At 59.7% G+C, this 23,758-nt stretch carries 27 protein-coding genes; 17 read left to right on the top strand and 10 right to left on the bottom strand.

Annotation, left to right across the window (positions count from 1 at the left end; translation table 11 throughout):
* Nucleotides 1-132: 132 nt before the first annotated feature.
* From OKW43_RS32900 to OKW43_RS32915, 4 genes are all read right to left on the bottom strand, one after another.
* The gene (locus OKW43_RS32900; protein WP_429452375.1) at nucleotides 133-378 is read right to left on the bottom strand and encodes a hypothetical protein; all 246 of its coding nucleotides are present in this window, start codon (nucleotides 376-378) and stop codon (nucleotides 133-135) included.
* On the bottom strand, nucleotides 375-3,494 hold the full coding sequence (locus tag OKW43_RS32905; RefSeq protein ID WP_429452376.1) for an SNF2-related protein: 3,120 nt from the start codon (nucleotides 3,492-3,494) through the stop codon (nucleotides 375-377). Before OKW43_RS32905 ends, OKW43_RS32900 begins: the two co-directional genes overlap by 4 nt.
* Before the next feature lie 80 nt (nucleotides 3,495-3,574).
* A complete protein-coding gene (locus OKW43_RS32910; protein WP_429452378.1) occupies nucleotides 3,575-3,796 on the bottom strand; it encodes a hypothetical protein in 222 nt (73 codons plus the stop codon).
* A 14-nt stretch (nucleotides 3,797-3,810) separates the two neighbouring features.
* Nucleotides 3,811-4,605, bottom strand: a complete 795-nt coding sequence (locus tag OKW43_RS32915; protein ID WP_429452380.1) for a hypothetical protein — start codon at nucleotides 4,603-4,605, stop codon at nucleotides 3,811-3,813.
* 546 nt (nucleotides 4,606-5,151) lie between these two features.
* Between OKW43_RS32915 and OKW43_RS32920 the strand changes: the two genes are divergently transcribed.
* The 8 genes from OKW43_RS32920 to OKW43_RS32955 all read left to right on the top strand — a co-directional run bounded on the left by OKW43_RS32920 (nucleotide 5,152) and on the right by OKW43_RS32955 (nucleotide 9,716).
* Nucleotides 5,152-5,601: a hypothetical protein gene (locus OKW43_RS32920; RefSeq protein WP_429452382.1), complete on the top strand. Its 450-nt coding sequence runs from the start codon at nucleotides 5,152-5,154 to the stop codon at nucleotides 5,599-5,601.
* Nucleotides 5,602-5,606: 5 nt separating this feature from the next.
* On the top strand, nucleotides 5,607-5,876 hold the full coding sequence (locus OKW43_RS32925; RefSeq protein WP_429452384.1) for a hypothetical protein: 270 nt from the start codon (nucleotides 5,607-5,609) through the stop codon (nucleotides 5,874-5,876).
* 289 nt (nucleotides 5,877-6,165) lie between these two features.
* The gene (locus tag OKW43_RS32930; protein WP_429452386.1) at nucleotides 6,166-7,380 is read left to right on the top strand and encodes a DUF1173 family protein; all 1,215 of its coding nucleotides are present in this window, start codon (nucleotides 6,166-6,168) and stop codon (nucleotides 7,378-7,380) included.
* A 55-nt stretch (nucleotides 7,381-7,435) separates the two neighbouring features.
* On the top strand, nucleotides 7,436-7,939 hold the full coding sequence (locus OKW43_RS32935) for a hypothetical protein (RefSeq protein ID WP_429452388.1): 504 nt from the start codon (nucleotides 7,436-7,438) through the stop codon (nucleotides 7,937-7,939).
* 27 nt (nucleotides 7,940-7,966) lie between these two features.
* A complete protein-coding gene (locus tag OKW43_RS32940; protein ID WP_429452390.1) occupies nucleotides 7,967-8,278 on the top strand; it encodes a hypothetical protein in 312 nt (103 codons plus the stop codon).
* A gap of 59 nt (nucleotides 8,279-8,337) precedes the next feature.
* Entirely contained in the window at nucleotides 8,338-8,730 is a 393-nt protein-coding gene (locus OKW43_RS32945) for a DUF7682 family zinc-binding protein (RefSeq protein ID WP_134466868.1), read from the top strand.
* Nucleotides 8,731-8,828: 98 nt separating this feature from the next.
* Nucleotides 8,829-9,497, top strand: coding sequence for a Lar family restriction alleviation protein (locus OKW43_RS32950; protein ID WP_114200372.1), 669 nt, complete (start codon nucleotides 8,829-8,831; stop codon nucleotides 9,495-9,497).
* Between the two features lie 81 nt (nucleotides 9,498-9,578).
* Nucleotides 9,579-9,716, top strand: coding sequence for a hypothetical protein (locus OKW43_RS32955; protein WP_154670924.1), 138 nt, complete (start codon nucleotides 9,579-9,581; stop codon nucleotides 9,714-9,716).
* Nucleotides 9,717-10,088: 372 nt separating this feature from the next.
* Here the strand turns inward: OKW43_RS32955 and OKW43_RS32960 are convergent, their stop codons facing one another.
* Nucleotides 10,089-11,216: an integrase domain-containing protein gene (locus OKW43_RS32960; RefSeq protein ID WP_429452559.1), complete on the bottom strand. Its 1,128-nt coding sequence runs from the start codon at nucleotides 11,214-11,216 to the stop codon at nucleotides 10,089-10,091.
* 1,211 nt (nucleotides 11,217-12,427) lie between these two features.
* On the opposite strand from OKW43_RS32960, the gene OKW43_RS32965 reads away from it, so the two are divergent.
* The 4 genes from OKW43_RS32965 (at nucleotide 12,428) to OKW43_RS32980 (ending at nucleotide 15,722) form a co-directional block, all read left to right on the top strand.
* Entirely contained in the window at nucleotides 12,428-13,450 is a 1,023-nt protein-coding gene (locus OKW43_RS32965; protein ID WP_429452393.1) for a PRTRC system protein D, read from the top strand.
* Nucleotides 13,447-13,791, top strand: a complete 345-nt coding sequence (locus tag OKW43_RS32970) for a hypothetical protein (protein WP_429452395.1) — start codon at nucleotides 13,447-13,449, stop codon at nucleotides 13,789-13,791. Before OKW43_RS32965 ends, OKW43_RS32970 begins: the two co-directional genes overlap by 4 nt.
* 232 nt (nucleotides 13,792-14,023) lie before the next feature.
* Nucleotides 14,024-14,257, top strand: a complete 234-nt coding sequence (locus tag OKW43_RS32975) for a hypothetical protein (RefSeq protein WP_102636056.1) — start codon at nucleotides 14,024-14,026, stop codon at nucleotides 14,255-14,257.
* Between the two features lie 136 nt (nucleotides 14,258-14,393).
* Nucleotides 14,394-15,722: an IS4 family transposase gene (locus OKW43_RS32980; protein ID WP_429447332.1), complete on the top strand. Its 1,329-nt coding sequence runs from the start codon at nucleotides 14,394-14,396 to the stop codon at nucleotides 15,720-15,722.
* Between the two features lie 44 nt (nucleotides 15,723-15,766).
* Here the strand turns inward: OKW43_RS32980 and OKW43_RS32985 are convergent, their stop codons facing one another.
* The 5 genes from OKW43_RS32985 to OKW43_RS33005 all read right to left on the bottom strand — a co-directional run bounded on the left by OKW43_RS32985 (nucleotide 15,767) and on the right by OKW43_RS33005 (nucleotide 19,091).
* Complete coding sequence (locus OKW43_RS32985; protein ID WP_134466873.1) at nucleotides 15,767-15,988, bottom strand: hypothetical protein; 222 nt, start codon at nucleotides 15,986-15,988, stop codon at nucleotides 15,767-15,769.
* A 102-nt stretch (nucleotides 15,989-16,090) separates the two neighbouring features.
* Nucleotides 16,091-17,176 carry a primase-helicase zinc-binding domain-containing protein gene (locus OKW43_RS32990; RefSeq protein ID WP_429452398.1) on the bottom strand — a complete coding sequence of 362 codons (1,086 nt, stop codon included), beginning with the start codon at nucleotides 17,174-17,176 and terminating at the stop codon, nucleotides 16,091-16,093.
* A gap of 269 nt (nucleotides 17,177-17,445) precedes the next feature.
* Nucleotides 17,446-18,225, bottom strand: a complete 780-nt coding sequence (locus tag OKW43_RS32995) for a hypothetical protein (protein ID WP_429452400.1) — start codon at nucleotides 18,223-18,225, stop codon at nucleotides 17,446-17,448.
* An 11-nt stretch (nucleotides 18,226-18,236) separates the two neighbouring features.
* Nucleotides 18,237-18,671, bottom strand: coding sequence for a hypothetical protein (locus OKW43_RS33000; protein WP_131317212.1), 435 nt, complete (start codon nucleotides 18,669-18,671; stop codon nucleotides 18,237-18,239).
* A gap of 108 nt (nucleotides 18,672-18,779) precedes the next feature.
* Complete coding sequence (locus OKW43_RS33005) at nucleotides 18,780-19,091, bottom strand: hypothetical protein (RefSeq protein WP_429452402.1); 312 nt, start codon at nucleotides 19,089-19,091, stop codon at nucleotides 18,780-18,782.
* A gap of 388 nt (nucleotides 19,092-19,479) precedes the next feature.
* Between OKW43_RS33005 and OKW43_RS33010 the strand changes: the two genes are divergently transcribed.
* The 5 genes from OKW43_RS33010 to OKW43_RS33030 all read left to right on the top strand — a co-directional run bounded on the left by OKW43_RS33010 (nucleotide 19,480) and on the right by OKW43_RS33030 (nucleotide 23,758).
* On the top strand, nucleotides 19,480-20,154 hold the full coding sequence (locus OKW43_RS33010) for a nuclease-related domain-containing protein (RefSeq protein ID WP_429452404.1): 675 nt from the start codon (nucleotides 19,480-19,482) through the stop codon (nucleotides 20,152-20,154).
* Between the two features lie 218 nt (nucleotides 20,155-20,372).
* On the top strand, nucleotides 20,373-20,813 hold the full coding sequence (locus OKW43_RS33015; protein ID WP_429452406.1) for a hypothetical protein: 441 nt from the start codon (nucleotides 20,373-20,375) through the stop codon (nucleotides 20,811-20,813).
* Nucleotides 20,814-21,008: 195 nt separating this feature from the next.
* On the top strand, nucleotides 21,009-22,328 hold the full coding sequence (locus OKW43_RS33020; protein ID WP_429452408.1) for a hypothetical protein: 1,320 nt from the start codon (nucleotides 21,009-21,011) through the stop codon (nucleotides 22,326-22,328).
* A gap of 58 nt (nucleotides 22,329-22,386) precedes the next feature.
* Nucleotides 22,387-23,574 (top strand): FlhC family transcriptional regulator, encoded by a 1,188-nt coding sequence (locus OKW43_RS33025; protein WP_429452409.1) that lies wholly within the window; start codon nucleotides 22,387-22,389, stop codon nucleotides 23,572-23,574.
* A gap of 13 nt (nucleotides 23,575-23,587) precedes the next feature.
* The gene (locus OKW43_RS33030) at nucleotides 23,588-23,758 is read left to right on the top strand and encodes a hypothetical protein (RefSeq protein ID WP_167455805.1); all 171 of its coding nucleotides are present in this window, start codon (nucleotides 23,588-23,590) and stop codon (nucleotides 23,756-23,758) included.

A 23,758-nucleotide genomic window follows, 5' to 3' on the forward strand; every position in this document is an offset into this window, starting at 1 on the left:
CTGCGTCACGTTTACAACCACTTTGCGCCACAAACAAAAAATGCCGTTCAGTCGCTTAACTGAACGGCATTAGGCACGAAGCCGGGTTTGATCAGGGTACGAGCGCGACGCCTTATCGGCGCCGCTCTCATCTCATTGCAGCGCAACCGCCTCCAGCTTCAGCGGTCGCGACAGCAGGGTCGTTACCGCGCCGGCCAGCGTCCATTCGCCGAACTGCTGCTCATGGCTTGCATGCACCAGGCGGTCCAGACACAACACCTGGACGCCGTCGGCTTCGACGGTGCCAAGAATGTTCGCCTGCAGCGCGCGGTTCGAGCCCTCGCGCTTGACCGTCAGGACACCGTCGCCCACCAGCACCGACACCTTTGATTCCTTCATGCAGCCTCCTTCAACAGTTTGCGCATGTCGCCGCTCTCGCGATCGGCGTTCAATGCGAGGTCATGAACAAAACGGTCCAGCAGCGAATCCATGTGCAGGAACGTTTCGTCTTCAAGCTCGGGCGTCGCCCAGTCCAGTCCTGCCTGTGTTGCATCACGCTTGTGCGCAACCATCTGGTCCTGGTACTCGTCGATGCTGCCGGGCAAGTGGAAATACAGCACCTTCAAGGTTCCCTTCCGATTCCAGCGCAGCGCGCGCCGCATCGCCTGATACTCGATGCGCCACGTCCACGACCGGTCGTAGAAAAGGATGTAGTCGGCATTCGGCAGGTTGTAGCCCGCACGCCCCGACGCCTTCGTAGCCAGAAGCCCAGTAGCCAGCCCCGTCAGGAACCGCCTGTCCTTGTCGGACACGCGGCGCTTGATCGGTATCTCGCCATGAAACGGCACCGACTGCACACCATGCGACTCGAGCTCGCGTGCGAGAAGATCAAGCACGCCCGGGTTCTCTGCGAACACGATCGCCTGCTTGCCCTCGGCCGCAATTTCCCGCATACGCGAGATCACCGCGCGCTGCTTGCTCGTCAGCCCGCCGACGAATTCGACGCCCTCCATCCCGTACTGCGGATAGTTGGCGGCAAAATGCACCGCACGAATACGCGCCAGGATCGTAATGAGGTTGCATGCCTTGCGGTCATCGCGTGATGAGCGATACCAGTCAGCAAACTCGTCGGCCGCTCTCAGGTAGGTGGCCAGATGCCCACGGTCCCAGTCCACGGTTTCGACCTCGAACTCCGGCGGCTCGATCTGGATGTACTTCGCGACTTCCGGCTCTGCCACCAGCCGCCGTTTGATATGCGGCCCAAGCATCGCGCGGTAGCCGTGCAGGTTCCCGATCTTTGGCACCTCGCGCTTTGCCCCTTCCTGCAGGCTCTCCGCGAACTGCCAGGTGACCCATTCCAGAACCACGAAGTCATCCCGGAACCGGTCAACACCACGCATTGCATACTCGACGGTGTTGATCCAGTTTTCCTCCAGATAACCGAGCCGGTAACCGTAAGGCTGAGCCGCGGTTCCATCACCACCAGAAAACGCGATCAGCCCGAAGGCATCGCGCGGATAATTCGGGATCGGCGAGCCGGTGAGCACATAACGACGTCGCGCCGAAAGCTGCCAGAGCGCGCGGCTCTGATCGCTCGTCGGATTGGCCAGCCGCTCGCCTTCGTCGGCTACCAGCAGACCAATGCGTCGTCGCAAGCGGTGTGCATAGGTCACCCGCCTCGACGCCTCCCTATCGACCGGCATACGCAACCGCTCATAGGAGATCAGGTTGATCCGTCGCAAATCGGTCAGGTCCGACGCGCTGCCGATGACTTTCACATCATCCGCAGCGACCGGCAGCATCGCGATTTCCTTCATCATCTCGTCAATCAGACGCGACTCAACGACGATGAGTCCATGCCTGACCTTCGATACGAGAATGAGCGCGATCGCGAGGCGCGACTTGCCGCAACCCTGCTCCCACGCAATCACGCAACCGGACGGCTTCATGAGCGTTTCGACAAGATCCTCCGTCTGAAACTCCCAGTTCAGCCAGCGATCGACGCCTAACGCCTTGACTCTGGCGTGAAGCGCCGCGGCCTGCTGTGGAAATCTCACGGTCAGCCCTTCGTGCACCACCTCCCAGCCTTCGGCAACGTTATCGACCGCAAACCGCGCGTTCAATTCATCGACCGACAGATGATAGGTAGCACCCTTCACGGCATAGCGGTATCGGCCATCGTCCTCGCGTGCGAAGCTGACAGACTCTCCCGCCATCACGAGGGGACTGGCCCAGCGCGTTAAATCGACCTTGTGGGTCTCCCGCGCCTTGCCGGTGACAACATCCGAAGATCCAGCGCCTGTGGTCCACGCGACATGCCTGAGCGGTGTCGCCTGACGGACGCTCCGTCTCGCCCGACGCTCCAGGTGCTCAAGGAAGCCGGGCGCGAACTGCGGCTCGCCACCGACGCTGCGGATGCGGTCGAGCAGCTTGCCAAGCGCCGCGCGCGGATCGTCCTGCATCAGGTACGTCTCGAGATCGAGCAGCCCCTGACCGGCATAACGGAAGCCGCGCGGCAGTCTGTGGCCGTCGCGCGAATAGATGCGCTCAACAAAGACGCTGTTGAGCACCATCGCCTCGTTGAAGCCGCAGGCGAAGCCCAGGCGGATTCGCCGGCCGTCATGCGAGATGACGACAGACTTGTTGCCCGTCACAGCCCGCGTGATGGCGGGGACGCTGTCATCGAGCTTCTGGAAGCGCAGTCGCGGTTCGCCAAAACTTCTATCCTCGTAGTGCAAACCGAGGTCTGGGCCCGGCAACGCGAGGTTTTCGATTTTCGTTTTCACGAGGTCCGATGGCCTGGATCGGTATCGGTCGAATACGACGACGGCAGTGCGTACATTCGCGCCCTCCGAACTGAACGCGTCGGGCGGCAGCTCGAAGAGGCCCGCAGCGCGACGTCGCGCCGAATCACCGAGCCCACCGGCCAACACGGCTTCCGCCGTAGTGATCGGGAGTAAGGCGACGACGATATTGGCCGCTTCCAACGCCTGATGCACCGCGTACTCGTGACTGAGCGCACTGGTGTTAGCACCGTATCTGCCCCAGGTGGTGCAGGAAAACGGCTTCAGGTGCGGCGACTCCAGGTGCACCGAGAACGGCGGGTTGATGATCGCAATGTCGAAGTTCGTCGGCTGGATGTCCTCCATGCCCGCGTGTCTGAATTCGCAGTCGAAACCCGCTTCTTCAAACACCTTCTGACACTGCGTTATGACGTCCGCATGCACGTCCACGCCATAAACCGCGTACCGCTCGGGGTCGGCATACTGAAACAGCCTGCCCGAACCCACTGAGTTGTCGAGCAGACGTATCCGGCGATCCGGCCGCCAGCCGCTGATGAAGCTCCACATGAACGCGGCGATCGCGTCCGGCGTGAAAAACTGTCCGAGGTGCTGACGACGCGCCGCGGCCAGTTCGCCCTGATGAGCGACCGGAACCGCTTGCGACCCGAGGCTCAGCAGCGAGCGCAAAGGCTCGTACCAGTCCGGCGCAAAAGAAAACAGATCTCTCTGCATGATTGTGTCCATAAAAAAAATGGCCCGCGTAAAAGCGGGCCAAAGAAAGAACGCCGAGGTACTGCGCGGCGGAAAGAGAACTACAGTTGATAAAAACTGCGCACCGCTCGCCGGCGTGCGGCGAACGGCTGCCCGCCCGTTACCTGCAGCGGAGCCTGCATCACGATGTGACGCAACGCCGCGGCGCGAAACATAGGTGAATAGCAATCACGCGCGCGCACGATGGCGATGAGATTTTCGAGAGGCAAGACGTACGTCCGGGCGACGTAGCGGGAGAACAGATAGATGCGTTGACGAGACATGATGACCCCCCGCGTTAGTAACGGTCACGGGAGGCAAGGTAGTCGGCGCCAAACTCGCTGATGAACAGCGGGAGCGCGTCTCCGACCTCATGCGAGAACTTGAACTGCCATTTCTCGTTGTACATCACGACATCCAGACCACGGAAACTGACCTTCTCGCGAGTGTCGAATTCGTAGTCGGGCAGTCGGGCATGCTTGAGGTCAAAGGATAGAACGTCGAAGCCAGCATGCGCCGCGAACGCACTCAGGCCACGCGTAAGACTGGCCACGTTCTGGCCCGACTGATAGGTCGGCTTGCGGGCGCTGGAGCGGTAACAGGTCTCGCTCCAGATGCGAGCTTCGAGCACAATCGCGCTGGACGTCCGCTTGATCTCGGAATTCGGGCGAATGTAGAACCCGTCGATGATCAGCTTTGCGGCCTGGATCAGGCCGATCCGTTTCCCGGCGTCGCCGCTGAACGTGCGTTCAAGATGAGCCCAGAACGCGTCGAAGTCAGGACACTTGCCGGCCTGCAGCGCGCCGGAAATGTCGATTGACGCGTTGTCGAGTTCCTTGCGGTCATCTATCTCCAGCCGTCCGCCCTCGGGCGAGAACCGTCGAACTGCTTCTCTGACGAGGACATGCGAGAGCCGATTGCAGAAGTCGCTGAGTTCACGTTCGGTCTTGTAATCGGACCGGGATTCCGCGGCGCGATAGCAGTATTCGCCGTCGCCTGGAAACAGCGCGGTCTCTGCTGCGCTTACTTCGAGATAGGCAGCCGCCGCTTTCGCCTGTGCGTCCTTGAACTGCTGAACAAGTGCTGTGTACATGGTGTTTCCCTCGATGAATTGGACGGGACACACCACGCCAGAGCGGGATGGTTCCCGTCTGGGTTGAATGAGCGACCGTGAAGCGGCCGTCAGATGGATTGCGCAGGTGCGCGGTCAGTCGATGCGCATATGCGCGGGTGATGTGTAAACAATACGGCGCGCGAAGCCGTCGGCAGGGCCGAATGACGGCGTTTTCACATCGCCTCTTGCGTGCGTGCCCCTCGGGTTATCAACATATTCTGGGGACAAGCATGTGGATAACGTGACTCTCCAAAAACTGCGGGCTCTTATTTTTCACGTCTGCGCGACGCGGCTCCGCCAGGCTGCTGCGATATCGAACATCGGCCAGATCTTTACCCATGGGCAGACTACTAACGAAGAATGACGCTGTTTTCCTGCTTCTTTCCAAGGGTCGCATTACATTGGTCTTTCGAATTACCAGTCGTTTCAACAGTCCGGTGCCGAAAGAACTGCGATTTGCGGTGTCTTTGCAAGCCGCGCGACAACGTAGTAGTCGGAAAATAAGTCCGTGCCCGCCCTTGATGGGTGAACTTTCTATCGACTCGCATGAAATTTAGTCAACGCGCCACGCTGTCCATCCTCATCATCGCCGTGCTCACGTCGACGGCGACGATCGGCCTCGCTGGATTCCAGTTGCAACCCCAGCGCGCAGCGGTGGGCGTCGTAATTGATACGGCAATCGTCTCTGAACTCACAGGCGTGTCGGATGCGATGCGGGATATGCCGCCCGCACTTCGTTCTGGTGTGCTCGCCCGTCACGACGTTGGCTCCGAACAGGCACTAGCCCAGTCACTTGCCGCACAGCGCGCGAACCTTGCTGCGGCGGAAAGAGAACGCGCCGAAGAGATTGCCGTGCGCGACAAGCGGGCAATCTGGCTCATTGGCCTGGCCGTGTTCAACACATTCGTCATGGCAGTCGGCGCGATCTCGCTTTTCGACGCGTACGGAACAAAGCGCGGGCACGCGCGACCGTGACCCGCATGCAACACGCGACAGACCAGCTACGCCCTGCCACGGGCTATTGCATCGAGACCCGCGCGTTGGCGCTGTCCAACGGCTATTTCCCCGGCCTCGTGCTCGAACGCACCTTCATCCAGGAGCACGTCGTTGATGGCGTGACTTTCCTCGAATTTCAGAACGCGACAGGCGTCCGCCACGTTATCGACGTCTCGACCATCGAGCGGATCATCCCGCTCGGGCGGATGGCCAGACACGGCGACGCTCTCCGTACCGCGGATGTCCAACCATGATCACGATCGTCTTTGAATTTGTCGATACAACGCGTGGACAAGGGGTCGGCGGCGCCACGGCGCTAGGACTCCCGGACTGCTGGATGGACGACTCATCGGCGATGGGTATGTCGAGCAGCGCGACTACATTGCACCCGGCATACTGCGACGCATCGTTGCCCGCTTTCCGACCCAGCACCACCTCGACCAGTTTGCCAGCAGCGTTCGTCAGGTGAGCAAGCTGCTTGGGACACACGCCTTTCGCGGCAACGTAGGCTACACGTGGCCGGGTTTTCTACAGAACTGACAGATGACAAACGTCCGATTCGACGGCCTGGTGACATCCCTCGAAGAGGTGCAGGACAATCCCGCACGCTTCGCGACACGACTCGAACGCGCGAAGCGGACGTCTGGCTACGCCGAGTGCCTTTGCCAGAGCGCGGGCGGGGGCAAGCCGCTTCGACTGGTCGTTCGCCGCTACGGCGCGCTCTTCCATCTCGCGCGCTGGCCAGACGAAGGTGTCTATCACAAGCGGGACGTCTGTTCGTTCTTCGCCGAACCCACCGCATTGAGTGGCGCTTCTGGCATCGAGCAGGAAGCTATCCGCACGACGCATGCGGGACTCGATGCGAGACTAGACGTGTCCCTGACGGTGCGCACTGTCGGTACTGTTAGAAGCGAAAGCTCACCGGACGATAATTCGCGCGCTGCGTCGCGCCGATCCGCACCGCTACTCGGTTTTTTGCAGCGCGTGTGGCAAGACGCTGGCCTGAACCATTGGTCAGGCGGAGCGCAGCGCAACTGGGGTACCTGCAGTGCACAGATCCTCGCAGTGCTCGGCGAAGGGAAGATGAACGGCAAGCCGGTTCAGGACGTCGTTCACGTCATGCGGCGCTACGAAGAAAGTGAACTGCCGACCATCAAGGCCGAGTTCGACGCCTTCCTGAGCCGGATCAGGACCACGCCGACAGAATCGCACCGCGGCGTCGTGATCGCGGAAATCAAGGCCATCGATCCTTCAAAGTATGGCTTCATCGTCCGCCTGCGTCAGACATTCGAGACGTTCTATGCATCGAAAGCGCTTGTTGAAAGCGCTGCACGTTCTTACCGGCACGCGTGGCCGATGATCGGCCAGCCGGAAGCCCGGGTCGTCGCCGTGCTCGTCGTTGAACGCACGAAGGACGGCAATCTGCGCGCGGTCGATCTCGCCCTGCAGCTTTGCAACCGCGCGTTCATACCGTGTGACTCGAGCTACGAGGTCGATATGGCGAACCGTCTTGTGGATGAGCGGCGGCGGTTCGAAAAGCCGCTACGGCGGGACGAGGGCGACGACATGCTGCCCGACTTCCGTCTGACAGACACAGCGCGGCCAACCGCAATCGAGATCTATGGCATGGAAGCTAACGACGCATACCGCGCCCGCAAGTTGCAGAAGCAGGCGATGTACGCTTCGCGCAGTGAGCCATGCGTCGAATGGGTTCCACCATCGCCGCTCGCCTCGGTCGTGCTACCGTCGCCGACTTGACTTGCTGCCGATGCATATAGGGTGAGGCAGACATAGCCCGAACAGGATCGACAAAATGGAATCCAACTCTTTCTTTCTTCAGCGCGCTCTGGCCCGCGGTGCTGACTGGCACGTCAGCTATCCGGCGCTCTGCATGGCAAGCTCGACCGATCCGGTCGACGAACGGCGCAAGCAGATCGTCGTCGCCGCTGCGGACGACACAACTGTGCGGATGGCCTTCTTCAGCTCTCTCGGCGCGATTCTCGACTTTCAGGCATCGTGGAACGAAATGGACGCCGCCGCGCGCGGCTGGCTGAAGTTCACGACGCGCTGGAATCGCTGGTGGCTTCCGGACGTGGCTGCGCTCACGAGCATCGAGCGGCACGCCAACGCTCCAACCGATGTGCGCTTTGCGGCCGGCAGCGATCGCGTTCCCCCTTCTGACACGGACGCGTTCCGTGGTTACCTTGACACGATCGAGCGGCACTACCGGCGCGACGAAGTGATCTCCCGGAATCTCTTTGCGCTTGACGCCGCCTCCGGCATACCCGACATACATTCCCCCGCCCTCGCCCCATAAACCCGTACCCTTACCGCCCGGAAGCGCATGAGCAGTGTCCTCCCGTTCGCGCGCCTGCGCGTCACCACAGACGATCGCACGCACCGCCCCGGCGAGTGCGCCCATCGCAATATCCGCCTCGACCCGCGCGGCGGAATCGTTACCTGCCGGGATTGCTCTGCCACGCTCACGCCCTTCTGGGCCCTCACGATGCTCGCTGACCAGTACGCCGTTGCACTCGCTCACATAGAGCGCCTGGAAACGAGGCTCGCGCGAGCGGACTCGCGCATCCTCGAACTGTCGGCCGAACTGGATTCCCGGCAGCCCACGAAAGACCCGTCCAATCCTTCCTCAACCTGACCTTGACTGAGCGCTGCTCCATGGTCGAATGGTGAACCATCTAACTGAAGGGCATCACCATGAAGCGAGACTTCCCTTGCGGGCACTCGGGCAAAGGTAAGTACTGCCATACCTGCGTCGCCATCACCAAAGCCAAGGAAGCCGAGGCGCTCGCGCGAAAGCATAAGCGCCTCGCTAAGCAAGAACTGGCCGCAGCCGACCCGGTCGACCTGTCCTGCGTGGCTCACCTGCCATCCCTTCAGAGAGAGGCTCGATCGATCCTCGCGAAAGTGCGGGACGGCACTCACCCGTGCGCGCTCAAGGGAAAACCGATCCGCTCGTCGAACCGGCAGCTCCTCTCGGTGCCCGTTGGATACGCCTACCGCCTGGTGTTCGACTGTGAGTCATTGCGCCCTCTACGCCTCCTCTCGCACGAAGCGTACAACCACGCAGCTGACGCCCTGAGCGGCTGACTTGCCGCAATTTGTGTTTATTCCTGTCGTTTTGCCCAGAAGCGCTGGTCGGCAGACATTACAATTCGACTATAAATACACTGTCCCCAGGAAGCGCCATGACTGATGAACTTTTCCCCTGCGCACACTGTGGCGGCAACTGGGCGTTCGGCTGGTCCCAACGAGTGATCGGGGGCCGCATCAGGCCTTCGACGGATTTCCTGCAGATCAATTCCAGCACCGCCCCCGTGATGAACGATATGGAGGCGCGGTCGCTGTCGGAGCCGCCGACCGAGAAGCTTTGCTGCATCCTGTGCGACGACTGCGGGATGCAGACGCCGTGGATACCCGTCGGCGACGACAGGCACGCCGCACTCGATGAGGCCGGAAAGATATGGAATCAGCGATTGAACCGCCCGGCCGCGGCCGAGGGCGAATTGCTCGATCTCGTACGCAAAGAGATCTCGCCGATCGACGCGCCGTACATCCTCGATTTACTTAGTCGCACAACGGAGGACTGGGAGAAGCGCGGCCCGATTTTCTCAATGCTCGCGCAGAAGATTGTCGACGGGAAAATCACTACGCGCGATTTCTGGCCGATCGACCCGGTGCTCGAGGATGCCGCCCGTTATCGCACGCTGCAGCAGATGGCGCGCTTCGTCTACATCGATGGTGTGGCGTCCGTTCAGTTCCCACGCATTCCGGCGACCAGTGGTGACGAGGATTGCTCCTTTGAGACCCGGGTCTCAGCCGCCGTTGACGACCTGCCGGATCGCAACCGCTGGTGACTTGACTTCGCAGGAGCGGCGCCATACTGGACTCAACTCTCGCCACATCGGTGAGCGAACAACCACCTGTCGGAGAAGACCATGTCCCCAGTCGAATACATTCGTGCCGCGTACCGCCATCGCGAAAAGCTCGTTCCGCAGCTGCTTACCGTGCTGGCACTCGGAGTGATTTTCACGTATCACGCACTGACCAGCCCGGTCCTTGAGTGGCTGCGTTAGCCAAAACATTCCAAAAAATTAACCATGGTTATTTTTTTACGAAAACGGACGTCACCAAGTGCCTGATTAGTCAGCGTTTTTTCCGACCCTCTCCGTTCCAAAAACGGATATTTGGATAGATTTTTGGAACAACGACCGGCTGCCGTTACCACATCAGCCGAGCATTCCCCGCTTTGTCGTGTCGGGCCATTTCGACAATGCGCGCCATAGCCGCCTTCTGCACCTCGCGATCTACCGGCTGCGTGGGTTGCTTCATCGGTGCCTAAACGGCGTAATCCGCTCATATCTTTGCTGCATGTGCCGGTAGCGGAGACCGTGGCTCATTAGCCTTGGACGGTGCGAGGCAGGCAACCGGACAAAGCGGCCCGCCATTCACTTCTCTAACAGCCTGTACAGCGCTTGACGCGAGATTCCCATCGCGGCTGCGGCGCGCGACTTCACCCCGCCTGCCGTAGCGACGGCCTCCAGTGCCATCTCTCTGGTCAGCGAACTCGTCTTCTTGACGGCCAACGCAGCATGCGTTGAGAGATAAGCGTTTGCCTTCGTTGCCCGACTGTGCCCCGCTGCCTCGACGACGCGCTGCATTGCCGCCTTATGCGCTTCGCGATCTACCCGTTCTGCAGGCGATTTGATTGGCGCTCCGACACCAGTAATCCGTTCGTACATTTGCTGCAGGAACTGGTGACGCAGGCCGTGACTGGTCACTCCGATCCCCGCCTGCGTGACGCCATGTTTTTTTAGCACGTGGTAGTAGTGTTCCCGCCACTGCTGCTTCGTGTATCCATGCGGGATCGTTGACCCGGTATATGGGTTCGAAAGCGTCGCGGCCTCCTCAAGCACGGCAAACTTGAGCTCAATCGGCACGACTCGCTCACGGCCGCCCTTTGTGCCGCGGGTGACGTCAAGCAAATCGTGGTTACGCACAGCCTCCAGCGGGCGTAGCAGGAAACTCTCTTCAACGCGCAGACCAAACGCCGCCTGCAGTTTCAGTTGCACCGCGACGTTCGGGTGAGTGACAGCGATCTCGTTGATCTTGGCTTCCGCGTCGATGCCATTTCCTTCCCACGACTTGTCCCGCTGCGCTACGTACGAGCGCACGAGATCGTGCTGCTCGCGGTCGACATAGTCGGCCAGCGTGCCGATGAGATTCGGCTTCTTAATCCATTCGCAGAGAGCCCGGAGATAGGTCAGCTTGTTCTCGATTGTCCCGCCAGTCTGTTTCGCATCGACCCAGAACTTGACGAGGAACTCGACATGTTTCTGCTTCAGTGCGTAAGGGGATTGCAACGCGAAGCCGTTCTGGCGCAACTCTTCGAATGACTTGCAGATCGCCGACGTCCGGCGCTCCTGCGTTTTGATCGAAAGCGGCTTCGCGCTGATTCTCGTCCGACTATGAACGCGATTCACGTTGCTCAGAAGCAGCTCTTCCAATACGTCCTTGAAATCGGCGCGCAACCAGTAGTCGCGCAACACCGCGCGCACGTTCAAAATCGCTGACACCCTGATGCCCCCATGTATGTAGCGCCGCGCAATCCGTTGCACAGCAACCTGTCCGGACGCCGCTGCGGCACCGGACACCGTGTTCAACATGACCGCTTGTCACGGTCATCGTCGGTAGCGCTGCGCGCGGGACGCCGGGAGCCTATCCCCTGCATCAACCTGACCGCGCTGCGCGTTGCGTTCCCCGCTGGGTACTGCCTTCCTGTCCTTTAGCGATTCCATTCGATCAGCCCCGCACGTGGAAGAGACGTGCATCGACTGTCCAGCTGCTGCCTGCTCCGAGACGCCGCGCTTACGCGCGATGCCTGCCTGCGATATCTGCTTTCCCTGCGATCACCGAACCGGATGTGCCTTTGCAGAGTCCATCGTCGTTGATCGGGTCCGCGGTCTCGCAGGTCGGGCCGCAGCGCTTTTCGCTCCGCGATCCCGACTACGCCGACTGCTCTGGCTGCCGTGCCGGCCTGTGACACGCTTCGCGTGCCCGTGTGCGCCTGTCTCTCGACTCGCACGACTTCGGCCAACTGCCCGGCAATACCTTTTGCGCGCTTCTTTGTCCGGCTGCGCCTGCCGTCGTCTTCCGTACAGGGATGTGTTCGCTGATAGGCGAGCACAAGCCCCCACCCCCAAGTCCGTTCAATCGGCCGCAGTGTGTCGGGCTTCATGTAACGGTCTCAGCTTCGTGTGCTGAAAGGGTGTGTCCATGCGTGTCTGAGTCGTCGTGCGCAGTGCCGGAATTGTCCGACTGTCCGCCTTACACGTCGCCTCATCGCGCAGATCAGGGCAAAACCGCCCGCAAACTCAATGGATATCGCGTGTCCGGGGTCCTCAGTGTGGACCATGGTGCACTTGATTTGATTCAGAAAAAGGCCGCGTCAGAATGCGGCCTGTGACAGGAAGGGTTTTCGCCAGGCAAAGCGATCCCTTCAATGGTGAAACTCGAGGTCGATGCGCTCGTCGCGCGGTGGGTAACGTGAGAATATCTCCGCGCGTTACTTGCCGGCGCAGTGAAAGCTACGTAAATGTAGTGGGCTTAAGTTGCCTTGACTTTGCAGAACGCGGGATAGACTGAAATCAGGCAGAACTGACACAAAAGTATCAGTTAAGTGGCACTTCCGGGCTTGCTCATCTTTTCGCCCCGGCTGTCTGACACTTAAGTGTTAGATAAGTGTCACTTTGCCATTGAGCCAAAACTAACCTCGCATGGAGTCACATTGAAAACTTCCGTCTTTGCCGTCGACGTCGGCTATGGCAATACCAAATACGCGTACCGCGCGGCAAGCGGCACGATCGCTTCCGCCATGTTCCCATCGCTTGCACCGCTCGCGGCTACTCGCGCTCTCTCCGCTTCCGGCGAGGCCGTGCTTACCTCCCGTAACGTTGCTACGATGATGATCGACGAAGTCGAGTATGAGGTTGGGCCGGATGTACCGTTGACCGCCGCCTATGGCAATACTGGCCGCGCGCTCTCCAACGATTTCGCTCTCTCGGATAACTACGCCGCGCTGCTTGCAGGTGCAATTCACTTTTCCGAAGTGACACACATAGAGAGGCTTGTTCTCGGGCTGCCTGTCCACACGATGCATAAGCTCGCGGAGAAGCTGAAGGAACGCTTCACTGGCAAGTGGGACTTCGGCGCCGGTCGCGTGACAGTCGACAAGGTCGTCGTCATTCCCCAGCCGCTCGGGTCACTCGTATCGGCGTCGGGCAACCGGCAGAAAGAGTTCGGCCGCGATAGCGCCCATCTGGTCGTTGACGTCGGATATTTCACAACCGACTGGGTCTATGCAAACGGCTTCACCATGGACGACAGGCGAAGCGGCGGCATGCCTGGAGGCGCCTCGCAGATCTACCAGCGTATTGCAGGCCTGCTCGCCCGCGATCAGGACGAAGAGGTCGAGGATCTGGAGCTCATCGACAAGGCTCTGCGGGAGCGGACGCCGTTCCGGTTTAATGGCAACGAGATCGACCTCGACCCGTATCTGGAAAAATCGCAGCCGTTGATCACTGGCGTCGTCAAGGAAATGCAGAACAATGTCGGACAGCTCACCAACGCGCGGTCGATCATCCTGTCAGGCGGCGGTGCGGCGCTTTATGCACCGGCGATCCGGCGTGCGTATCCGCGTGTAACGATGGAAATAATCGACGCCCCCTGCCTCGCCAACGTCAGGGGCTTTCTCGTCGTCGGCGAGGCAGGGCTTGCGCGTGAACGCACTCGCGAGCCTGCGAAAGCATGAGCGACAAGCTCCAGATGAAGGTGGTCATCGACGAGGTGACCACGCCGCTCCTGTACGCGAGACTCTCGGCGGCCAGTTCACCTCGCGAGCGGGCCGCGCTACTGCGATCAATCGCGGAAGCTGGGCTAAGAGACGCAGTCAACGCCGAATCCAGCCGTGCCGCGCGCGTCTCCCCCGGCGCTCCCGTGGTCGGTGGGCGGCAGTCCGAATCACATCCGGTTGCGCTCGGTGAACGGCAGTCGCGGACTGAAGAGTCACCACTCAATGTCGCTTCCACAGACAGTTTTGACCATGCACACGACACCGGCGCGCTGGCCGACGAGTTCGCATCGTTCTTCTGAGCGCAGGCGTCGCCACTTGACTTCTCCCTGCGGCTGCGAAGATAGGTCATCGGCTGCGTGACGGGCCTTACCAATGGAGTAGAAACAATGGACCTCTTGGACGTACTAACTAACGCGGACTGGACTCGGGCCGCGCGCTTCTGGCTCCTGGTGGCTGTGGGCGTTGCAGCCTTAGAGTCTTCCTCTCATCTGCGCGGTGCGGTGCTGTCGTGGCTTCGCAAGGACAGCGATCATGCTTAACAAATTCTGGAGTCTGGATCCCCTCGCGCGCCGTGCGATCGTTGCCGCCGCGCTTTTCGGCTTCATTGCCATCGACGTTTTATTGCCCAAATGCGATCTCACCGTTTCGATCTTTATGATTTGCGGCATCGCATTTCTGTGGGCGATTGGCATACTGCGCCCGTTCCTGTTCATGATGTTTCTGCTGTTGAAGATCGTCTTCCGAATCAAGACCTCTCCGTGGTGAACCAATTCATCGACTCAGGGCGAAAAAAAACCCGGCCAATGGCCTAATGCCGTTCAGTTAAGCGACTGAACGGCATTTTTTGTTTGTGGCGCAAAGTGGTTGTAAACGTGACGCAGGGGTGTTAACTTTCATCGCCATGCTGGTCGATGATCTACGCCCATTGGTCGAATCACAGCGGCCGTTCGAATGGGACCGGCTGGGGCAGCATCTTCCGTACGAGTGGATCGAATGTGCGGTACAGGCCAGTGCCAGTGCGAGCATTCGTCGGCGCCGGCTACCCGCGCAGCAGGTCGTATGGCTGGTGATTGCGCTGGCGTTGTACCGGCACCAGTCGATCAGTGAGGTCGTTGACGAACTGGACCTTGCCTTACCCACACCGCAAGCGTCATTTGTCAGTAAAAGCGCCATCGCCCAGGCGCGGCAGCGCACCGGCGCCGCTCCTCTGGCGTGGCTGTTTCACGAATCGGCCAGGAACTGGGTCGCGCAGGATCAGGCGAAGTATCTCTTCAAGGGCTTCGCGCTGTTCGCGATGGATGGCACCACGCTGCAAACCGCCGACAGTGCCGCCAACCGCAAGCACTTTGGCGCCTCAGCCGCCACTCATGACCGGGTGGGCAGCTATCCTCAATTGCGCGCAGTCACGCTCACCACCATTGCGACGCGTCTGGTGCGCGATGCCAGCTTCGGTCCTTACGACATCAATGAGATGATCTGGGCGCGTGAGCTTATCCCGCGCGTGCCAGATAACTCCATTACCGTGTTCGACAAGGGGTTCCTGTCGGCCCAGTTGCTATGCAACCTGGTCTCGGGTGGCGAGAACCGGCATTTCATCATCCCGGCCAAGTCCAATACGCGTTGGGAGGTGGTGAGGGGGCACGAAGGGGACCAGATCGTGCGCATGCGCGTTTCGCCGCAGGCACGAACGAAATGCCCGCAACTACCCGAATTCTGGGAGGCCCGCGCGGTGCTTGCCGTCGATGTCCGCGGCAGGCAACGGATCTTGCTGACGTCCCTGACCGATCGACGGCGTTTCAAGGCGGCCGACATCGTGGCGTGCTACGAGCGTCGCTGGCAGATCGAGACCAGCTACCATGAATTGAAGCAGTCGATGCTGGGCATGGAGCTGACGCTTCGCAGTCAGACTGTGCAAGGGGTCTACCAGGAGCTTTGGGGCGCCCTGGTCGCCTACAACCTGATCCGTCTGGAAATAGCCAAAGCCGCGCTTGATGCTGGGCACGCGCCTGAGGATCTGAGCTTTATTCGGGCCTTCCATATCATCCAGTATGAAATGACATGGGCGGCCGTGACGCGCTCGTACGGCAAACTTCCCATGCTGCTGACTCGCTTGCGCGAGCGGCTCAAGCAGCTTCCCAACGAAAAACGGCCCGGGCGCACTTGCGCCCGGGCCGTCAAATCCAGACCTTTCCGTTACACCGTTCGATTCCTGAAGAGAGACCTTAACTGAACGGCATTACGGCCAATGGCCGGGTTTGTCGTTATGGGGATGAGTCAATGCAATAAGGCGATACCGCGAGCTCGACCCTGATGGCGAACGCAATAAGTCCACGCGTCGTCCAACTCAACGCCGCGTTTCTCGGGCGTAACAATGCCGGTTTTACGCCGGTCGATCACATCGTAGGCCTGCGCTTCCGACTTGCCGACCCGTGCCGAACCGTTTTTAATGCCCGACGTAGCAACAATCTCAAACCGGCCAACAATCATCTTGAACATGCTTCTCTCCATGAGGAAGGCCCAGACGGATTGCGGCCCCGGCGGGGACGAATCCCCACCGGGCGGTTAGAACAACTACTGAGCGGACAAAGCCGCAGTCAATCAGATATGCAGCGCCTCGGGCTTCCCGCCGAGCCGCGCAGGGACGGCTAGACCGCGAGGCTTGTTACATGACGTCATCCATTCGTCCGCGAAGTCAGTGCCGCGAACCTTTGGGCGGTGAACAATCGCGGTGTAGCCGTCAGCACGAAGACGTTTTGCAAGCGCCAGCGCATCAGCCATCCCAGGCGACTTTCGCGTCTTCGGATCGACAGCATCAAAATCCGCGAAGATGTGCACTAGGCGGATTCCAAGGCCTTCAGGAACAACGAAGTCTGCAAGCAGCACGCGGTTAAGGCAGTACCACACCGGCACGCCGAAAAGCATATGCGCGCCGAGCACCGATTCGAGCCCCTCGCCTACACCGATCTCGCCGTTGACCGGCTCCATCAGCCGGACTGCGCCGCCGTTCAGTCTGTGCAACGTCACGTCATTCATCTTTGAAGGCAGAACTTCGCCATCGTTAGTGATGATCGTTGCCTTCGCGGGCTTCGACCGATCAAGGAAGGTCCGATGAAGAGTGCCGAGGCGTCCGTCGGGCAACGTGAATCTGGCGAGAACGCCAGGCCACTTACCGATCACCTTCTTTTCATGACGGTACTCGAGCATTGCCAGCCGGAGTGCCGGCGACGACGAAACCTCGAGGCCGGGCACACGCGCCCGCAGATACCTCGATATGAGATCGTCGCGCCCGTGCGCCACAGCGCTGTCCCACATCGACTCGAGCCTCTTTCGCGCCCACGCCGGATCGGCCTTACGACCGGGCGAAGGCGCTATGCCAGAGAATCTGGGTGTGTCACGCGCCGGCAGCGGAATGCCGCCGTCGAGTTCCAGCATCAGCTCGCGAAAGGTCATCCCGGCTGTTTTGCAGATAAGCTCGAAGCCGTCTCCGGCTCTCATGCTTCCCTCATTGCATTTGCGGCACACCCAGTCGCCGCGGCCGCGCTTGTTGTCATAAGTAAAGCGGTCGTTGCCGCCGCAGATGGGACAAGGCGCGCCTTTCCCGGTCAATGAGGTTGCGGGCACTCCGTACTTCTGGAGCAACGCTACCCACTGTTCCGGGGACAGCTTCAGGTCCTTAACATTCATATGTCACTCCAGTAGCGGTGTGGTTGAGGTCGATGCCTTTACAGGCGGTGAAACCGTTGCTCAGAAAAGCCGTCTGTCACGCGTGAGGCACGCGAAACGGCTTTTCTCAGCAAGGACGGCGCTGCCGGTTGGGATTACGGAAAGTGCGAGGAGGGAAAACTCACCCTTCGCGCCCTGCCGCCCCGTAAGGGACGGTCAAGGCAGCGAAAAGGTGAGCCGTTACAGGAACAAAGGTGAGGAGGTTCGGGATCACACGTGCTGAACGGCGATCAAGACTTCTTCTTGATAGACCACAGCCACTTGTCCCACAGGACTTGAGCGCCTGTCGGATCAAGAATAGGCTCCCCGCGCGTATTTACTGCGGGCACCTTCGTCTTGCCAAGTCGCCGGACTTCGACGCGATCTCCAATGCGGCAGTGCGTCTCCGCGATCGCGTCACGCAGGCCTTCGCCCTGCAACACGCGGGTCTGTCCACGGTGCTCCAGGGTCAGGCAGAACGACTCATAGGTCTTGCCGGGTCGCTTGCCATCCGGGAACTCGCGCTCACCCCACTCGGTTACGACGCCGTAATGCGAACGTTCCGTGCGATGCGTGCCTGGCGCTTTCGTTGGCGATGCCAACGCCGGTGCCGCATTCTCGATCACGACCGGTGCGGTAGCTGGCTTGACCTGCGCGCGTGCACGGGGACGCTCTGTGTCCGCGACCTCACGCTCCCGGGTAACTGGCGGAGCGGCTGCCATGATCGCCGCAGCGATCGCGTCCCTTAGCGGGCCGGGATGTTCGCTAACGACGGCCCAGTGAGGTTCGAGTGACGGGACCAGCTTCATGCCGACCGGCGTGTCACGCAATTCGTAATCGAAGGCCGGGCGAAACTGCACCACCACGTCGCCCTCATCGCGAAAAAGCCGGGCTTCACCAGCGATCACCAGCTGACGCTCGTTGCGCCCCCCTTGCCCTACTACTACTGGCGCGGGAGTTGCCGGCGGTGATACCGGCTCGCCAATGCCGAAGATGCCGCCCAGGACTTTGCTGAATGTCGTTGTTGTCATTTTCGGCTCTCCTACAGCAAGGAGCCGAAGCAGCTGCGACGAACGTCTTCCATGTCGCGCTTCAGCAGCGGGTTACTGACGATGACGTCCTGCAGGATCTCGGGGTCGACGCCGTTGATGAGGCAAACGTATCGGTACGGCAGAGCGCCGTCCCAGAACTCCATCACCCAGCCGAGCGTTGCCCGGTAGTCGTCGAGTTCAAGCTTTTTGCGGTTGCGAAGCCTGTCGCTCAGGAGCGTGCAGCAATCCATCAGCGACTCAGGCATGTTGTCGCCGCGACGACTGTCAGTGGCGAGGCCGACAAGCGCGTCGACCATTTTTTCGCGCACCGCTTCGCTCCAGAACTTCGGATCGGGAAGCGGCTCAGGCTTGAGAGGTGGACTGGCAAGGATTGGCAATTCCCCGCCAAACATATCGAGTTGCCATGCCGTGATTTCGGTTTCCATGGGTTATCTCCGGTGAACGGGAACCCATGCCCGCAACGGGTCGGTTCCCGTTGGGGTGAAGTTGCAAAGACGCCCCAGAGGGCGTCTTTGCGGTCAGTGGCGAGCCGACTATTCGTCGGTGCCGGTTTTAAGCGGAACAACGACAGGCGACTTGGCGTACTGTCGTTTGATAGGGGTTACAGATGCCGTCGGGACTGCTTCAGCCTGAGGCTGGGCAGTCGCCGGCGTTGCTGAACTTTTGTCGCTCGATTCTTTTTCGTCTTTCATCGTCTTGCGAATGGATGCTTTGACCCACTGGTAAGCAACGAAACCGACGAAAAGAGCGGCGAAAAACGAGTGCATCGCAAACCAAAGGCCGAAGCACGCAGCAAAGAACCACATTGGCGAACTCGTCGCCTTCATCAAGAACAGCTTCGGCATTTTTCCCTCCAGAAAAATTAACGCACTAGGGGATGTCCAGGCTGGAAGGCACTGGACCGTTTCGATGCTCATTCGAGCAGGGAAATCGGGCGCGCGGAGAGACGCTTTCCTCACGGCTCTGTTGAGTCGTGACAAAAGCAGCTATCGGCGGAAGTGAACAGATGGATAGAGGTCGGCCGCAGGTACAGAAAGGGCCAAAAACTCAGTTCGATGCGTCGAAGACGCGGGGATAGGAATCACTTTACGCATCGCCTCGCGACTCAGCGGGGGTAAAGCTCCAAAAAACATGTGCGCTTTCGCGTTGCACCGCGAATTCGACGTCTTTCGCTTCCTTGACTTCGCTGAGGACGTGTCAAGCTGGTCCCATCAACAACGCATTGGGGCAGCAATGTTTTTCGAGATCCTTCTGGGCGTCGCCGCATGGAAACTACTCACACGCAAGAAACGTCCGTCGATTGGCGACCTGTTCCGGCATAAGCCCAAGGACCGCAGCGCGGCGCTCGGCGAGGCAGGCGAAGCCAAAGCGCAGGCCAAGTTGCGCGACGGCCTGACAGCTCTCTGCGGCGCCGACTATTCTCTCTTCAACGGTCCGATCATCATCGAGCACGCGCCTGGCACCGACTTCCCCACCGCGGAGATTGATCACCTCGCCGTCACCCCGTTCGGCATTTTTGTGTTCGAGACGAAAAACTGGTCGGGCTATATCAGTCCCGCGTCGGTCCCCGGATTTCTGACGAGGACAGATAGCGACGGGAACGCCCAGGACCGTCGATCGCCGCTCGAACAGAACCGGACAAAGGTTGCGTTTTTCCGCAGCCGCCTTCCCTCACTGTGGCCCGTCGCCGGCGCAGGGCTGCTTGTCTCTGAGGATGCACACCTCAGCCCGGCGCTGCATTCGGACCTTCTTTCTCTCGGCGACCTTTCGCACTGGCTGCGCGCGAGACGCGACAGCTACGGCGGCATGCCACCCGTGGACGTGAGGAAGGCGACCGCCGCGTTGGCCCTTCTGGTCGATACATCAGCCGCCGCGATGGAGGCGCACCGAATCCGCGTAGCGCGGTAATTTTTACATGGTGCACAAGCAATAGTGTAAGTACTCCAACTTGTCACTAAATGTTTCAGAAATGGAACCGATAACTCTTCTTAAGGCTTTCTTACGAGCCACAGAATCGCGGCGCTTTGGCGAAAGACGGTATGAAATGAGCGCCTTTCGGGGGTTGAAGCTCGATCTAGAGCGTTACTCTCTCTTACAAATTTGACGGTTTAAACGGGGGTCATCGCATGGCTACGGATGAAAAGGAAAACGACGATCTGTTCGAGAACCTTGCTGGGGCATCTGAACGCAGCGCCGCAGAACCGCCCCCGCCCCTGACCCGCGCCCAGGAATTATTGCGCCTTGGCAAAGCGCTCCACGACATGATGGCGATCGCCATCAATCGTTACACCAAGAATTGTGGTGACACGACGGCCAGCCGACGCGAAGGGACGGCTGTCTTTTTCCGCTTTGCTCAGCGTTCGTTGGGGATATCGCAAGGATCTGCGCGCTATTACATCCGCTGCTATCAAAGGTTCGGCGACAACCCAGAAGCGATGAGCGTTTTCACCTTCTCGGAACTCAGGATTCTTTTGGCCAAACATGTCACCGCGGAGCATATCGCCGCTATGGTGCGCGCCAAATCCGGAAACGCAACGATGACGCGGGAAGCATTCAGGGGCGCTTGAAATCGCTATTGGAGCAGACCAGCGACGGCTCTTCGGCGTTCCGGCAACTGCCAAGAGGCGGCAACAGCGACAACCGTCCAAGCGCAAACCATTAAGTGACAGCGCGACATTTGCGCCGTCCAGTCTCACGAGCAATCTGCTCAATCTGACGACGACAACCAGGGTGGTCGTTCCTATTAACTTCTGGAGAGAAGAATGCAAAATGGCAAGACGTCCAGTCCCGATCGCCGGCCCAATGGGCGCGGGCTGGTGCCGGGGTTCGTAACCAAGGGCTCACTGCCTCCGACAGACGCTAACGCTGGGCAAATGGTGCCCTTCGACCCGCTGGACGAATTAGTTTTCAGCATGCAGGACCCGAAAGCTGCTACCCGCGACAAGATCGCGACTGCGGCACGTGACGTATTCGGCGGCGGCGCAGAGACCACCGAACTGGTGGCCAACCTCGTCGAACACATGATGGCCGTCTCCGAGTCGCGCGAGAAGGTCGTCTCAGAACTGATCATTCTGGGCGGACACCTCCAGCAAATGATGACGATGGCGATCAACCATCACACCGGCCTGGTAGGTGACACCCCAAAGAGCCAGAGACGAGGCGCGCAACTGTGCTTTGCTTTCTTCGAACGGGCCATGAAGCTGACGCGGGCTTCTGCTTACAACTACATGCGCTGCCATATGAAGTTCGCGGACAAAGCCGAAGCTGTGCAGATGTTCAGCTTTGGTGAGCTACGGATACTGGCCGCAGATGACGTAACCGATGAGCAGATCGAAGCTGTCGTTAAGCAGAAGCAGGCGACGCCAGATATGTCCCGCGAGGACGTCGCGAAGCTCGTAAAAGCGCTCCGGCTGAAAGAAGAAGAGATTGCGGATAAAGAAACTCACGTGGCCAACATCGAAGGTTTGCTCGCTGACAGCAAGCTGGCCCTCGATCAGAGCGCGCGGGAAAACGGCCATCTGAAGCACACGATTGCCGACCACGAACGGGCGATCCTCGAACAGGAGAAGAGCATAGCCACTCTCTCCGAGATGCTCGCCAAGAACTCAGCCGGATATCCGGCCCTTGAGAAGGCGTTGGCCGACAAGAACAAAGAGTACAAGGAGCTGGCTGACAAGTTTATGGCGCTGGAAAGCGCTCCCCCAAAGGTAGAGCGAGTCGAAGTTCCGGTTGAAACGCTGCCCCCATCGTACACGTCGCTCAAAGAAGCGCTGGACGGTCTCTCGAGCCAGTTGGACGAAAAATTGAGGGAAAAACAGTTGCTGGACGCGCGGAAGGCGGAACTCGAGGCCAGCCTGCGTGAAAGCCAGGCCGCGCTCGATGCTCGTATTGCGGTCAAAAACGCTGTAGCAGACCTCACCACGTCGTGGGCATCGATTGCAGCAAAGATGGCAACCGTGCAACTGGCGGTCCAGGCGTCGGCTGACCCAACCGAATTCAATTCGACACTTGAAGCGATCGCCGCGACGATGCGCAAGTACGTGTCGGAAATCGAGGCAGCTCTGCAGCGCACGCAAGGCTAAGACGCTGTTAACGGGGTTGAGCGGCTCATGCCGCTCGCATAGAGTACGAAAAGAAAAAATGCTTAAAGTTAGTCTCTACGGCCATAGTGAGCCGCAAAACCTTCTTCTCTCCGATTGGTTGACGGAGAAAGTGCAGCGCGGCAATTTCGCTCTGACGGACTTCATGCGCCGTTCGATCGGCGCGAACGGCCGGATGCAATCCGTGTTTTCGCTTTCGCTCGAAAACGTCGCGACATTCGATGAACACATCGGGGCAAAGGCCACCCTGATGAACATGCCGTTCCTCGCGCTCTCACCGGTCCTCGACGATCCGCGAGACTGGGAAAGCTTTGTCGACGGAGTAATGTACTCGCCCAAAGTAGAAAGCCTCATCGCGGCGATGCCCAAGCTAGACCAGGTCACCAGCCGTGACGTCTACCACTACAACCTGTCGTACGTGCAGCTGCTGAAAGACGTGCTGCACATGAGCATCGTCGCCGTGCCGCTGCTAGGCATCTCGACCGAAATGGCTGCTTACCTGAAGCAGGTGCCAATGGCACGGCTCGAAAAAGCGGTTGGCTCCATCAGCTTTCCGCTTTTCCAATGGCGATTCCACGATCAGAACTTCTGGCTCGAATACAGCGCTGGTTGGCTGACCGAGGAAACCGTTGCTCATTACATCATGGCCACCTCGCCAGTAAGGGCAGGATCGCTCCCGTACAAGCATTTGTGGACCGACCTTCGGCTTGAGCGAAGCCAGCGTGAAGATTTCGCCCGGCTGATGATGGCTCAAGGTTGCCGCTCAGCGACGGCGATCGACCTGTTTGGCCTTAACCAGAACAAGGCGCGCGCTTTGTACCGCGAGATCCACGGCATTAGTTCACCTTGCGGGTGTCGGGCGAGTTCCCTGACGTGGTTCATCGAGACAGCCGTTCATCGACTCCAGGCTTCGGTCTATGTCTGGCTCTACCGCAACGGCCTCGAAAACAAGGCGAACATTCCGCAGGCGCTGATAGCTGCAAATGACGTCATGGCGAAGATGTTCGGCAGGAACCTTGTGATTACCGCAGACCGCGCCAACTACCTGACGCGTTCGATGGCCATGGACTCTCGCCTCACGATGGCGCCGTGCCGGGCCTGTGGCACCGACTACGTCCTGTCCAACGGCGAAGGCAAGATCGAGCTCGCGAAGGACTTTAGCTGCCCCGGTTGCAATTACCTTCTCGCGCCAAAGAGTCAGGTGGGCAAGCGCAAGCAATCACAATAACGGAGGTCGGGCCATGCATCAGGATTTCGCTGTTCAAATCGGATTGGTGGTCTTTTCTCACGATGGCCGGGTCCAGTTCGGCTGGCGCGACATTGAGACTGGCGAGTTCCACGCCGAAGCCGACGGCCAATGCATCTCGGGCGTGATTGGCGCGGTGGAGTTCTGCTCGGACGTGATGCACTGA

The sequence above is a fragment of the Paraburkholderia sp. WC7.3g genome (assembly GCF_050436345.1).
GTDB classification, from domain to species: Bacteria; Pseudomonadota; Gammaproteobacteria; order Burkholderiales; family Burkholderiaceae; genus Paraburkholderia; species Paraburkholderia podalyriae.